This is a genomic window from Shimia sp. R11_0 (assembly GCF_017744035.1).
Classification (GTDB): domain Bacteria; phylum Pseudomonadota; class Alphaproteobacteria; order Rhodobacterales; family Rhodobacteraceae; genus Shimia; species Shimia marina.
The window spans coordinates 159602-172400 of record NZ_JAGHQY010000008.1; the positions used below are offsets into that span (position 1 = coordinate 159602).

The following is a 12799-nucleotide window of genomic DNA, read 5'->3' on the forward strand; positions in this document are numbered from 1 at the left end:
TTACAGGCCGTATTGTGCGGCAATCACCAAGCTATAAAGCAGTGCAATTTCGGTGATCTGCTGTGTTGCGCCAAGCACATCGCCGGTCTGGCCACCGATCTTAACCTTGGCCGTGGCAGAGCAGAGCGCGGCCATGACAAAGGCCACGCCGGCCAGAATGGCACCTGACACCCCCACGCAGCCAAAGGCCACAACCCCGGCCAATGCAAAGCCGGTCAGCGCCCCAGTGCGCGGCGCGCGCCCCTGTGAATGGCTCAGACCATCTGCACGCGCATGGGGCAGGGCGGTCATCACCAAAGTCATATTGGCGCGCGATAGCATGGCCACCGCGATGAGGCCAAACATCCAGACGTCCGCCTCCAGCAAAATCGCCACCGCGCCCCAGCGCGCCGCAAGCGAGAGGCACAGCGCAATCACCCCATAGGCCCCAATACGGCTGTCGCGCATGATCTCAAGACGGCGCGCCTTTTCCCAGCCGCCCCAAAAGCCGTCTGCGGTGTCTGCCAGACCGTCTTCATGCATGGCCCCGCTCATCACCACCATGGACGTCAGCCAGATCAGGGCCGACAGCATTGGCGGCAGGCCGAGCCACAGGACCGCCGCCGTTGGCAGTGCCGCCAGTAAGGCCAGCACAGACCCGGCGATGCCATAGGCCCATGAGGCGCGCGCGCCCCGGCTGAAATCGGCCTTCACCGGCAATCGGGTCAACAGCGCCAAAGCTGTGTTGATGTCACGCGGACGAAACGGGGACGTGTCGGTGCTGGCCATGTCTGCGTCTTTTTCCTCTCTTGCCGGGGGCTGGCAATGAGGTAAACAGCGCTAACGTTAAAAATTCAACAGGAGCCCGCGCATGTCCGTAGAATTTTCCACCCTGGCCGAGTTTGAAGCCCTCATCACTGCCGCACCCGCAGTGGACGAAAAAGCCATGGGGGAGGCCGAAGACCGCAATGCTCAACTCACAAAACCACCCGGTGCGCTGGGACGGCTTGAGGAGATGGCCATTTGGTATGCGGGCTGGCGCGGCACGGCGCGTCCGACCATTGAAGCGCCGCAGGTGATCATTTTTGCGGGCAATCATGGCGTGACCACACAGGGTGTCTCAGCCTTTCCCGCTGAAGTCACCGAGCAGATGGTGCTGAACTTTCAGCATGGCGGCGCTGCCATCAACCAATTGAGCAAAGCCGCCGGAGCAGATCTGGATGTGATTGCGCTGGATCTGGACAGGCCAACAGCAGATTTCACCCAAGGTCCGGCCATGTCCGAAGCCGAAGTTGTCGCTGCGTTACAAGCCGGATGGAACGCGGTCAAGCCCACGGCAGATCTGCTGGTTGTGGGGGAAATGGGCATTGGCAACACCACCAGCGCGGCGGCCATCGCCCATGCGCTTTATGCGGGGGAGGCCGAAGAATGGGTTGGTCGTGGCACCGGCGTGGATGAAACCGGTCTGGCCACCAAAGCCCGTGTGGTGCGCGAAGGTGTTGCCATCAACAATGCGCCTAAGGGGCTTGAGGCGCTGCGCTGCCTGGGTGGGCGGGAGCTGGCTGGTATGGTGGGGGCCATGGCACGTGCCCGCGTTCTGCGCCTGCCGGTCATTCTGGATGGCTTCATTGCCACGGCTGCCGCCGCAACCTTGGGCGAAGCGGTGGACGGCGCATTGGATCACATCATTGCAGGCCACCAAAGCGCCGAAAGCGCCCACGGGGCCGTTCTCGCGCAGCTCGGCAAAGAGCCGATCCTGAGCCTCAATATGCGCCTTGGTGAAGGCTCCGGCGCGGCTGTTGCCATCAACATTCTGAAGGCGGCAGTGGCCTGCCATTCCGGCATGGCCACTTTTGCAGAAGCCGGTGTGGTTGATGGCTGATCGGGCTGTCTGAACACCTTTAATTGTCGGTGTTGCCGTCCTCGTCAAACTGGGACAGCAGCACCGCTTCAAGCTCACTTTCCAGCTCTTTGGCGCGGGCCACATAGGCCGCATTGCGGATGGGGGCCACATCCTCGCGCCAGAGTTCCGCAAGTTCCTGAACAGCATAGCGGTCATGCTTGTAAAAGGCCTGCTCCGCGCGCGCCGCTTCATATTCGCTTAGCCCGATATTCTCCAAAACATAGCGTCCCGCCCGCAGGGAGCTGTCAAACATCTCGCGCACGATGTCATTGGCCCCGGCTTTATAGAGCTGAAACACTGCGCTGCGGTCTTTGGCGCGGGCAATGATGTGCAGATCGGGCCGCTCACGCCGTGCATAGCTCACCAGCTTGAGCGCCGCTTCCGGGCTGTCTAGCGCCACCACCAAAACACTGGCCTCACCCAATCCGGCGGCATGCAGCATTTCAGGCCGCGTAGGGTCGCCAAAAAAGCCTTTCACGCCAAAATGGCGCATATTCTCGATGGTCTGGATGTTGTGATCCAACACAACCGTGTCAAAACCAGAGGCGCGCACCAGACGATTGACGATCTGCCCAAACCGTCCAATGCCTGCGATGATCACCGGCCCCTGTTTGTCGATCTTGTCAGGCTCTCGCTTCTCCGTGTCTTTGGTCTCGCCAAAGCGTTTGGATATCTGGTCATAAAGAATGAACAGCAGCGGCGTGATCAGCATGGTCATGGCCACAACCAGCAAAAGCCGCTCGCCCACCGCTGGTGGGATCACGAATTGTCCCGTGGCCGTGGTGATCAGCACGAAGCCAAATTCCCCCGCCTGCGCCAGACCTAATGTGAACAGCCAGAGGCCCCGTTTGCGCAGGCCAAAAGCGCGCCCTAGAAAATAGAGGATTACCGCTTTGATCGCGATCACCGCTACAGTCAGCCCAAGGATCTGCGTAGGAGCGGCAAACAGCACGTTCAAATCGATCTGTGCGCCCACGGTGATGAAAAACAACCCCAGAAGCAGCCCTTTGAAAGGCGCGATATCGCTTTCCAGTTCATGGCGGAATTCGGAGTTGGCCAAAAGCACACCCGCCAGAAATGTGCCCAAGGCTGGTGATAGACCCACAAGGCTCATCAGGAGCGCAATACCCACCACAATCAACAGCGCCAGCGCCGTGTACATCTCCGGCAGGCGCGCGGCGTGAATGAAGCGAAACACGGGTCGTGTCAGATAGCGCCCCCCGATGACAATCGCGGCCACGGCTCCCAGAGTGACCAAGGCCACACCCCAGCCAGGAAGCCCTTCCACAAGGGAATAGCCATGGCTGGCATGGCTGTCATGGGACAGCGGCATCGTGCCCTTTGCCATCATCTGGGGCAGGGCGGCGCCCGCAAACAATGGCAGGATCACCAACATGGGAATGACGGCGATGTCCTGTGTCAGTAGAACCGAGAAAGTGGCCCGTCCTCCGCTGGTCTGCATCAGCCCTTTTTCGGTCAGCGTCTGCAGCACAATCGCAGTGGAGGAGAGCGCAAAAATCATGCCACAGGCCACCGCCACATGGAGTGGCAAATCAAAGGCCAGTGTCAGGGCAAACACTGCAAAGCCGGTGAGCCCAACCTGCAATCCGCCAAGGCCAACCAGCTTATGGCGCATTGCCCAAAGCGCGCGTGGGTCCAGCTCAAGACCAATGATGAACAGCATCATCACCACGCCAAACTCTGCATAATGCAGAAGCTCATCCGCCTCATGGGTGCCCACAAGGCCTAGAACTGGCCCGATCAGTATCCCGGCAGCCAGATAGCCAAGCACCGACCCGAGCCCCAAACGGGCACTGATCGGCACCGCAATCACGGCGGTCATCAGAAAGATCGTTGCGGTATAAAGGGCCTCTTGCATTTTCGGTCCTGCCTGCTGCTGCGCGCGCCTTAGGTTGGCAGAGGCGCGTCTTTTTTGAGTTGATCCATGACAATCTGGCTTTGCACACGGCTCACCGCTGCATGTGGTAGCAATACTTCGTGAATCAATCGGTTGAGGGCATTTAAATCTTCACAGAAAGCGCGTAACAGATAATCCGCATCCCCGGTTAGGGTCCAAGCGCTGACAATCTCCGCACGGGTGCTGATCAGGCTGGCAAAACTCAGAGATTGCTTCGGGCCATGGGTGCCAAGCTGCACCTGTATAAAAGCCTGCACCGAGAGGCCAAGATGGCCGGGGCTCAGCCGGGCAATATAGCCTTCGATATAGCCCTCTGCTTCGAGCCGCTGACGGCGACGCCCTGCCTGACTTGGCGAGAGATTGAGAATATCTCCCAACTCCTGTGCGGTCAAATGGGCGTTTTTCTGGAGTGCGGTGAGCAGGCGCAGATCGGTGTCGTCAAGCATATGCGGGTTTTCTGCGTAAATTTGAGTTCATGTGATCAAGGTACGCGTCAAATGTAAATTTTGCACGTCACTTTGCGGTTATTACGCGGGTAGCACGCAGTATTCTGATGCTGAACAGGCATATGCCAAGTGGCTACCCAAAGGAGGAGACGCATCATGGGCCCATTTCCCCACGACGCGCCGCGCGCAGAAATTTCCGATTATAACCCGGCAGGCACGGATGGGTTTGAATTTGTAGAATTCGCACATCCAGAGCCTGAGGAGCTGCGCAGCCTATTTGCAAAGATGGGCTATGCCCATGTGGCCAATCACAAGTCTAAGGCGATTGAGCTGTGGCAGCAGGGCGATGTGACTTACATCCTCAATAACGAACCGGACAGTTTTGCCGCGCGCTTTGTGCAGGAGCATGGCCCCTGTGCCCCCGCCATGGGCTGGCGCGTGGTGGATGCGCAGCAGGCTTTTGATCATGCGGTGGCCAAAGGGGCCGAACCCTATGAGGCCGCTGATAAAACGTTGAACTGGCCCGCGATCAAAGGCATTGGCGGCTCTCTGATCTATTTCACCGATCAGTATTACGACAGCTCTCCCTTCAACGAGGAGTTCGACTGGCTGGCAACGTCTAAGCCGGAAGGGGATGGGTTTTTCTACCTCGATCACCTGACCCACAATGTCTTCAAGGGCAATATGGACAAGTGGTTCAAGTTCTATGGCGATCTCTTTAACTTCCGTGAAATCCGCTTCTTTGACATTGAGGGCAAATTCACCGGGTTGTTTTCCCGCGCGCTGACCTCCCCCTGTGGCAAAATTCGCATTCCCATCAATGAAGATCGCGGCGAAACCGGCCAGATCGTGAGCTATCTGAAGAAATACAATGGCGAGGGCATTCAGCATATCGCCGTGGGCAGTGATGACATCTACGCCTCCACCGATGCAATTGCCGAAAAAGGCATCACCTTTATGCCCGGGCCCAACGATGCCTATTATGAGCTCTCCAAAACCCGGGTGGCGGATCACGAAGAACCGCTCGACCGGATGAAAAAACATGGGATTCTGATCGACGGCGAAGGGGTCCTTAACGGCGGTGAAACCAAAATCCTGCTATAGATTTTCTCCAAGACCGTGATTGGGCCGATCTTTTTTGAGTTCATCCAACGCAAAGGCGACGATGGTTTTGGGGAGGGTAATTTCAAAGCCCTGTTTGAATCCATTGAGCGTGAACAGATTGCCAGCGGAGAGATTCAGGCCGCTGAATAAAAGTAACACAGAATCCTTCCAACCCCGGTTGGAGCGAGGGGAGCGTCGTCTGCCGAAAGGCAGGCGGCGCTTTCTTTTGGAATAAACAGGCTGCGCCGCACAAGTACTATGCCAAGAGCAGCAGAGGATCAGCCGTCTTTGGGCATCTTGAGTGTGACATTGCGCCCGCCTTTGACGTATCGCAGTTCACTTTCTCCAATGGCAGCGACCTTGCCGCCATCAATCCGGTCGCCCACTTGCACTTTCTTGTAGCGACCATTGGCCAGACGCACCAATGCGCGTCGGTTGGATGCCGTGCCATAAACTCCAATCAAACTTGTTTTTTTCAGGTTGATTGCGTTTTGGATCGTCGCCTGACGCGCCACAGAAGCGGTGGTTGGAATGCTCGGGGTCACCGTGGCTGGGGCTGGCGTAAGAGAGGTGGACAGGGACGGCACATTTTCGCTTGGTGTCGCCCGGCTCGCCAACTGGGCGATATTGGACGGTTTGATACGGGGCCGCAATGAGGTCTTCACCGCCAGTCGTGTGGGCGCTTGATCGGCGGCGCTGTCCTGCTGTGCGCTTTGTGGGCGCAGTTGCGGCCGAATACTCGCCAGTTCTTCCAGCGTGCGCCCGCCAAGCGTGGCGCGCTGGTTGTTTTCCACCAGATCGCTGGGGCGCAGTTTGGGGCGCACAGAGGCCAGGCGCGATGTGGCCGTCGGGCTCAGGACGCTGTCATCGACAACAATGCGCTTGGGGTAGGATGCAGGCTCCACGGGCGGGCGTCCGGCAAAGACCCGCACACCTTCCGGCGACAGGGCCCCTTCGGGTACCGCCACCACCAGCCCGCGTTCATCCAGATCAAAGACGGTATCCGCAGCCACGGGATTGACCTGCGCGCGGGGCAGAGCATCTGTGTTTAGTGATCCTGTTGTGGGCAGAGCCACCGCATCAAAGGCGATGGTGTCACGGTCCACAGAGGCGATATAGATGTCATCGCTGGTCTCATCTGCAAGGTCCGCTGGCTGTTCTGGTGCCCGCTGCCAGATCCCTGTCACCGCATATTGCGCCTCTGCCTCGGCGGGATCTAGTCGGTCATCTGCGGCTTGTGCATCCAGAAGCAACTCGACCTCTGTACTGTCGGTGATCGTGTCTGTGCCAGACACAACGGTGTCAGCCTCAACTGCGCGCGACTCAACGGCAAGCGGCTCGAGCATCACGCCGCCCAGCTCTCCGCTTTCGTTGGGTGTCATTCCGTCGGGGCGGGTCACCACCAAAGAGGGTGCAGTCTCATCGGCATTACCGGCGACAGCAGTTGCAGCCTCTGATTCTGAGACGCCTTCAGGCACCGCCGCCACAAGTGGGGAAGCCTCATCCTCTGCGGCTGCCTCTGGGACAACCTCCGCCACCTCTGTGTCTTCCGGTTTGGAAAATAGTCCCGAAACACCCTCCTCCACAAATAACGAGGCCCAAAGTGCAACGCCCCCCAAAAACACCAGAAGCAAGGCCATGAGTGTAAGGCCCAGATAGCGGGGTTTGCCGCGCACTTCGCTCTGGCGGTTGCCAAAGGTGGTCAGCTTTTGGCGTTCGTTGGCCTTGGCAGCCTTGCGGGCGGCTTTCTTGCCAAGGTTTTTTTTCTCAGTGTCACCCGTTGTTTCGGTTGTGCGTGGGGCAGGGGCCGCGCTGGCGGGTTTGCCCCGTGCGCTTGAAAATGTGCTCAGGTCAGTCTTGTTTGAGGCTTCCGCGTCTTTTGAGCGGGCTTGCGTCTCTTTGCCCAGCGTCTTTGTAGCTGAAGGCTCCTCTGACGTTAGCCCGGCAACCGCTTTGGTTGGGTCAAAGCGGAGCGCGGGCGCATTTTGGCGTCCAGTATCGCTGGGGATGCTTGGGGCATTGGTGCCGCTGACGTCCGCCGCGCCTGATCGCGTGACACCGGAGAGCCCGGTGCGGGCGGCGGCTGGCGCTTCTTTCTGGGCGCGAATGGAGGCAAAGGCCGCGGGAGCCTTAGTTTTGGCGCTTGCGGCATCGGCATCCGGTTTGTCAGGTGCTGCGGTTGGCGCATCTGACTTTGTGCCTTCTGCCTTTTCAGCCGTGCCCTTTTCTTCGGGCTCTTCTGGCGGTGCAGAAACCTCGTCCCCCATCAGGAGCAGCGCGTCTTGATCTGATGCTGGCGTTTCTTCCTTGGCGGGGGGGAGCTCCGGTGCGCCATCTTGCGCCTGCGGCGCCTCTGCAGGTGCTTCATTGGCTGGTTCAGGTGCTGCAACGATCGGCAGCGGGCCCTCACCGATGATCTCTATCACCGCCGGGTCATGGCGTATCTGAAGCCCCTGAGCCTCAGCGGCCTGTGTTGACCCAAAGTCCGGCGCCGCGCCAAAATCCACTGGGCGAGGTATGGCTGAAAAATTCACCGGGTTGAAATCATGTTCCACTGCAAAAGCCTCGGCTTCCTGCAATGTGTCTCGTGCCACCGCAGCAACCTGTGGCGTGCCGCCCTGTATGCTGAGATCAAACACCAGTTCGTCAATTTTGTAAGGCGTGCTTGCTTCCAATGCATCCTGAGCGGCGAGGCGTCGTTTTTTCTCGCTCATCCGCGCCGTGGGCAGGTCCAGATATTTGATCTGATCGTCGGGCAGAAGGACAGTGGTCTGAAAATCTTCACCGCTCATATCAACGGCCATCTGGCGCAAGCCAGCAAGCGCTGCGTTCAGATCATCACTTTCAAGCGCAACCTCGCCCAACAGATGCCAGCCGCCTGGCACGCGGGTCAGCAGACGAATGCCTTCAAAAGACAGGGTGAGCGCAAGATCCGGCGTCATGGAGCAGCCCCAGCAAGATGTTTAACAGAGAGCGCGAGCCCTCACAGAATGGCTGAATTTATAGCAAGTTATCGCCGAAGGGGAAGCGAAAGCAGAGCCAAGGCCCGCGTCGGCATACAATCGCCAAACCAACAGATGAGAAGTGCAAACAAAAGCGCCCCAAACCGCAAGGTTGGGGCGCTTTCTTTTCAGGTGTAAAGGCGTCTTATGCGTGTGCCGCTTTCAGCGCCTGATCCAGATCCGCAATCAGATCCTCACTGTTTTCAATGCCGATGGAGATCCGCACCACATTCGGACCGGCTCCGGCTGCTTCCTGCTGCTCGGGGGTCAACTGACGGTGGGTGGTGGAGGCAGAGTGGATCACAAGGCTGCGTGCGTCGCCAAGGTTGGCCACATGCGAGAAGATCTCAAGGCTGTCTACAAACTTAACGCAGGCGTCATAGCCACCTTTCAGGGCCACGGTGAACAGACCCCCTGCACCTTTGGGGCAAATGCGCTCCACACGGTGGTGATAGGGAGAGCTCTCGAGACCGGCATAGGTCACGTAATCCACCAGATCATGGCCTTCCAGCCAGCCCGCAACCGTTTTGGCGTTTTCCACATGGCGCTCCATGCGCAGCGATAGGGTTTCAATCCCCATCAGCGTATAATGCGCCGCCTGCGGGTTCATGGTCATGCCCAGATCGCGCAGACCAATCGCAATGCCATGGAAGGTGAAGGCCAGCGGGCCGAAAGTTTCATGGAAGGTCAGGCCGTGATAGGCGGGCTCAGGCTGGCTCAGGGAGAGGAATTTATCGCTGGCGGACCAGTCAAAATTGCCGCTGTCCACGATGCAGCCGCCGGTGACGGTGCCATTGCCGGTCAGATATTTGGTGGTGGAATGCACAACCAATGTGGCACCCAGCTTGATGGGGTTACACAGATACGGCGTCGCAGAGGTGTTATCCACGATCAGCGGCACGCCGGCACCATCAGCCACCTTTGCCAGCGCTTCAATATCGCTGATGTAGCCGCCGGGGTTTGCGATGCTCTCGCAGAAGACCGCGCGGGTGTTCTCATCAATCGCCGCCGCAACCGCATCCAGATCATCGGTGTCGACAAATTTAGCAGACCAGCCAAAACGTTTGATGGTCTGGCTGAACTGGGTGATGGTGCCACCGTACAGGCGGTTGGAGGCCACCACGTTGCAACCCGGCTGCATCAACGGGAAGAGCGCCATGATCTGTGCCGCATGGCCAGAGGAACAGCAGACGGCGCCAACACCGCCTTCAAGCGTTGCGATGCGTTCCTGCAAAACCGCGACGGTCGGGTTGGTCAAGCGCGAGTAGATATATCCCACTTCCTGCAGGTTAAAGAGTGCGGCAGCATGCTCTGCATCCCGAAATACAAAGGCAGTGGATTGATAAATCGGGGTCTGCCGGGCACCGGTGGCCGGATCAGGGCGGGCACCTGCGTGAATTTGCAACGTGTCAAAACCAAAGTTTGGCGCTTCGGACATCTCTTTTCCTCCAATAATTTCTTGGCTGTAAGTGTTAGGCACAGTCCATCGGCAGCGCAACCAATCACGCAGCTGTGAGCTCTGTTAAGGCGAAAATTCCCTTGCGAAGAGGAACGCCGTAATTGTGTCCGCGCTCAGCCCGCGATTTGAGATTGTTTTTGGCGCGGGGCATAGGCTCTGAAGTCATGGGTTTTCCGACGCCAACCTTATTCACTCTTTAGATCCAGTGACCTATCGCAGCCAATAGCCGTTCTTTCTAAGGGTGTTCCGGATCACCTGCTCGCGACGCGGCAGGTTGTTCTGATCAAATAGCGCCCGCGCTTTGTGTCCGCGTTTCTGATAGATCATGCGTTTGAAAGGGTCATACTGCTTGAGCACTTTCTTGATCCGATTGGGGGCAGTCACCTCTTCCAATGTCGTTACCACAGCATCACTCTCACGTGCATAAAGCAGCGGCATCAAACGATAATGGCAGCTTGTAGCCCCATCAAGATACCCCGGAGCCAGCGCATCACGCCCCCCGCCTAGTCCGTGAATGACCAGCGGCAAGGCCACCTGATCCAACCAGGGCGACAAGGTCTGACAGGCCAGTTCATCAGGCGGGTCATTGCGAATGCTCGTGGCATACTCCAGAAAACGATCCCCAAAGAGCTTGGGGCATTTGTAATAGAAGAACCCGGCATTGAAGTAGAGATACCGTCGCCAGTATTCATCCGGTTGGCTGAGATCGAGAGAGCTCTCAAAATCCAGATCAAAGCGATCGTAGAGGGATTTCCAGATCGCGGCATAACCAGGCCCATAGAGCGGCGGCTCAGGCCATGTGCCTTCAACCCGAAGAGAGGCCGCTGGCCGGTCAAAATCAAACGGCACCGTACTCAGATCATCCAGGATCAGCGTATCACTGTCAAAAAAGACAAACGGCTCGCCCTCGGGCAATGCGCGCAGCAGCTCGATCTTGTTGCCAAAAGGGTAGCCTTCGCCAAACACATGATTTTCAAACGGCAAAATTTCCGCGTCCAGCGCGGTGAGCAGCGCACGTACATCGGGATTGCCGATCCGCACATCGCTTTCCCAGCGCGGGCCGGGCTGCGGTTCCGCCACAAAAAGGCGGCCTTTGAAGTTCGGAGATTTTGCCCGCAAAGAGGCGGCAAAAAGCGCGGCTTCATATTGCAGGCGGCCATTTTGGCCAACCACCACCACGTTGAAGTTCTGCGCTGTCGGGGCTTGTTTGGCCATGTGTTCTGCTGCTCTGCACGATCAATTTTTGCGACTATACGCCCGCCACCCTCCCGGCAAAAGCAGTCAATTGCATTTTTCTGAATTGATTTGAGGGGTTGGCGGTTAAATGCCGGTGGCTGCGGTGATGCCGGCCGCGCAGAAAGTCACCAGCTCGTCAAACCGGTCGGTCAATGCGTCGCGGTTATCACCTAGGGCGTTCATGCGCCATTCCGATGTCAGAAGTGCCAGCATCGCGGCGACCGAAAAGATGAAACCAGAGGCCACACGCATGTGTACCTCGGGCGGAAAAAGCGCGGCCAGCTCATCCACAAAACGGTGTGCTGTTGGGTCAAAGCAGGTTTCCGCAAGTTGACGCCAGCGGGCATCGGCGGACACAAAGGCGACGAGACGGGCATATGCTTTCCATTGCGGATCGCCGTCAGCGGCGCGGTCTAAATAGGGGGCAAAGAAGCAGGTGAGGATATCCGCTACCGAAAGGGGGCCTGCCGCCTTCCTCTTTTCCAGAGCAGCAATGCGCGCGGCGCTCAAATCGTCTGAGCGCCGGGCAACCACCCGCCAGAACAAGGCTTCTTTGCTGCCACCGTGGTGATTGATCAGGGCTACCTGAACACCGGCTTCCGCAGCGATCTCACGAATCGATGCCCCGTCATATCCACCGCGTGCAAAGACCCTCTCTGCGGCATCCATGATCCGCATGCGGGTTTCCATGGCCTTTTTGGAAGGGGCCCTTTGTCTCTGTTTTTCTTTAAGAAAGTCACTGTTCATAAAAAGAGCTTACCCTATATTTAACGTTTGTTTAATTTAAAGGCGCTCTGGGAGGTGGGGATGACAGATGCGCCCGGTAAATTCGCACTGATAGGGGCGGGGCCCATGGGGTTGGCCATGGCGAAAGTGCTCACTGAGCAGGGCATCGCGTTTGACGGTTTCGAACTGCACAGCGATGTAGGGGGGGCTCTGGGACATTGATGGTCCCCGTTCCACAATGTACGAAAGCGCGCATTTGATCTCCTCCAAGACCATGACGCAGTTTGATGACTTTCCCATGGAAGACAGCGTCGCCGAATACCCATCCCATCGGGAGATGGCAGCCTACTTCCGCGCTTTTGCCGATCACTTTGATCTGCGTAGGTATTTCCATTTTTCCGCTGAGGTGCTGCATGCGAGCGCGTATCGTCATGCCACGCAATTTGCCAACAAGCGAGTGCTTGTTGTGGGGGCAGGGAATTCGGGTTGTGACATTGCGGTGGATGCGGTGCACCATGCACTGCGCTGTGATCTCTCTATGCGTCGCGGCTATTATTTTGTGCCCAAATATGTCTTTGGGCGTCCGGCGGATACGATGGGCGGCGCGATCAAGTTGCCGATGTGGCTCAAGCGAAAAGTCGACAGCGCGATCTCGCGCGGGTACTGCTGCATGCGGTCGGGCAGGGGTCGTCCGGCATCTATAACGTCGCAGGCGATGGCGCGCTGGGTATGGAGGAACTCTCTGCGCTGTTGCGCAAGCCCATCTTGCGCGTGCCGCCTTGGGTGCTTCGTCTGGCCCTGCGTATCGCGCGTCCTCTGGGACTCACTCAATATGGGCCAGAGCAGGTGCGTTTCCTGCAATACCGCCCGGTTCTGTCCAACAGTGCCCTCAAACGTGACTTTGGCTATGTGCCGCATAAAAACAGTCGCGAGGTGTTTGAGTGCTGGCGGGAAAGCTTGAAGACATGAACGTCTCTGAGGTGATCTGTCGCAAGCAGCGTACCGCCGTAATTTCAGGTGCTGCAA

At 58.0% G+C, this 12799-nt stretch carries 10 protein-coding genes and 2 pseudogenes; 5 read left to right on the forward strand and 7 right to left on the reverse strand.

Annotated features, from left to right (window positions below; all coding sequences use genetic code 11):
- The gene (gene cobS, locus J7382_RS16360) at positions 1-768 is read right to left on the reverse strand and encodes an adenosylcobinamide-GDP ribazoletransferase (RefSeq protein ID WP_209070076.1); all 768 of its coding nucleotides are present in this window, start codon (positions 766-768) and stop codon (positions 1-3) included.
- Positions 769-850: 82 nt separating this feature from the next.
- On the opposite strand from cobS, the gene cobT reads away from it, so the two are divergent.
- On the forward strand, positions 851-1861 hold the full coding sequence (cobT, locus tag J7382_RS16365; RefSeq protein ID WP_209070077.1) for a nicotinate-nucleotide--dimethylbenzimidazole phosphoribosyltransferase: 1011 nt from the start codon (positions 851-853) through the stop codon (positions 1859-1861).
- A 19-nt stretch (positions 1862-1880) separates the two neighbouring features.
- Here the strand turns inward: cobT and J7382_RS16370 are convergent, their stop codons facing one another.
- The gene (locus tag J7382_RS16370) at positions 1881-3761 is read right to left on the reverse strand and encodes a monovalent cation:proton antiporter-2 (CPA2) family protein (RefSeq protein WP_209070078.1); all 1881 of its coding nucleotides are present in this window, start codon (positions 3759-3761) and stop codon (positions 1881-1883) included.
- A gap of 29 nt (positions 3762-3790) precedes the next feature.
- Positions 3791-4246 (reverse strand): Lrp/AsnC family transcriptional regulator, encoded by a 456-nt coding sequence (locus J7382_RS16375; RefSeq protein WP_209070079.1) that lies wholly within the window; start codon positions 4244-4246, stop codon positions 3791-3793.
- A 156-nt stretch (positions 4247-4402) separates the two neighbouring features.
- Between J7382_RS16375 and hppD the strand changes: the two are divergent.
- Positions 4403-5500 (forward strand): annotated as a pseudogene (gene hppD / locus J7382_RS16380) (4-hydroxyphenylpyruvate dioxygenase).
- Between the two features lie 128 nt (positions 5501-5628).
- Here the strand turns inward: hppD and J7382_RS16385 are convergent.
- The 4 genes from J7382_RS16385 to J7382_RS16400 all read right to left on the reverse strand — a co-directional run bounded on the left by J7382_RS16385 (position 5629) and on the right by J7382_RS16400 (position 11725).
- Positions 5629-8292, reverse strand: coding sequence for a hypothetical protein (locus J7382_RS16385; RefSeq protein WP_209070080.1), 2664 nt, complete (start codon positions 8290-8292; stop codon positions 5629-5631).
- 205 nt (positions 8293-8497) lie between these two features.
- Entirely contained in the window at positions 8498-9790 is a 1293-nt protein-coding gene (locus J7382_RS16390; protein ID WP_209070081.1) for an O-acetylhomoserine aminocarboxypropyltransferase/cysteine synthase family protein, read from the reverse strand.
- Positions 9791-10021: 231 nt separating this feature from the next.
- A complete protein-coding gene (locus tag J7382_RS16395; protein WP_209070082.1) occupies positions 10022-11026 on the reverse strand; it encodes a hypothetical protein in 1005 nt (334 codons plus the stop codon).
- A gap of 105 nt (positions 11027-11131) precedes the next feature.
- Positions 11132-11725 (reverse strand): TetR/AcrR family transcriptional regulator, encoded by a 594-nt coding sequence (locus tag J7382_RS16400; protein ID WP_247745061.1) that lies wholly within the window; start codon positions 11723-11725, stop codon positions 11132-11134.
- Positions 11726-11854: 129 nt separating this feature from the next.
- Here J7382_RS16400 and J7382_RS19985 point away from each other — a divergent pair, with 129 nt between their 5' ends.
- From J7382_RS19985 to J7382_RS20230, 3 genes and pseudogenes are all read left to right on the forward strand, one after another.
- The gene (locus J7382_RS19985; protein WP_247745062.1) at positions 11855-11995 is read left to right on the forward strand and encodes an NAD(P)-binding protein; all 141 of its coding nucleotides are present in this window, start codon (positions 11855-11857) and stop codon (positions 11993-11995) included.
- Between the two features lie 16 nt (positions 11996-12011).
- Positions 12012-12308, forward strand: a pseudogene (locus J7382_RS20225) (NAD(P)/FAD-dependent oxidoreductase); the annotation flags it as partial.
- An 86-nt stretch (positions 12309-12394) separates the two neighbouring features.
- Positions 12395-12742, forward strand: coding sequence for a hypothetical protein (locus J7382_RS20230; protein ID WP_348540047.1), 348 nt, complete (start codon positions 12395-12397; stop codon positions 12740-12742).
- Positions 12743-12799 lie beyond the last annotated feature (57 nt).

Coding starts and splice junctions, on each gene's coding strand:
- cobS (WP_209070076.1), bottom strand. CDS start 768: ATGGCCAGCACCGACACGTCCCCGTTTCGTCCGCGTGACATCAACACA.
- cobT (WP_209070077.1), top strand. CDS start 851: ATGTCCGTAGAATTTTCCACCCTGGCCGAGTTTGAAGCCCTCATCACT.
- J7382_RS16370 (WP_209070078.1), bottom strand. CDS start 3,761: ATGCAAGAGGCCCTTTATACCGCAACGATCTTTCTGATGACCGCCGTG.
- J7382_RS16375 (WP_209070079.1), bottom strand. CDS start 4,246: ATGCTTGACGACACCGATCTGCGCCTGCTCACCGCACTCCAGAAAAAC.
- J7382_RS16385 (WP_209070080.1), bottom strand. CDS start 8,292: ATGACGCCGGATCTTGCGCTCACCCTGTCTTTTGAAGGCATTCGTCTG.
- J7382_RS16390 (WP_209070081.1), bottom strand. CDS start 9,790: ATGTCCGAAGCGCCAAACTTTGGTTTTGACACGTTGCAAATTCACGCA.
- J7382_RS16395 (WP_209070082.1), bottom strand. CDS start 11,026: ATGGCCAAACAAGCCCCGACAGCGCAGAACTTCAACGTGGTGGTGGTT.
- J7382_RS16400 (WP_247745061.1), bottom strand. CDS start 11,725: ATGCGGATCATGGATGCCGCAGAGAGGGTCTTTGCACGCGGTGGATAT.
- J7382_RS19985 (WP_247745062.1), top strand. CDS start 11,855: ATGACAGATGCGCCCGGTAAATTCGCACTGATAGGGGCGGGGCCCATG.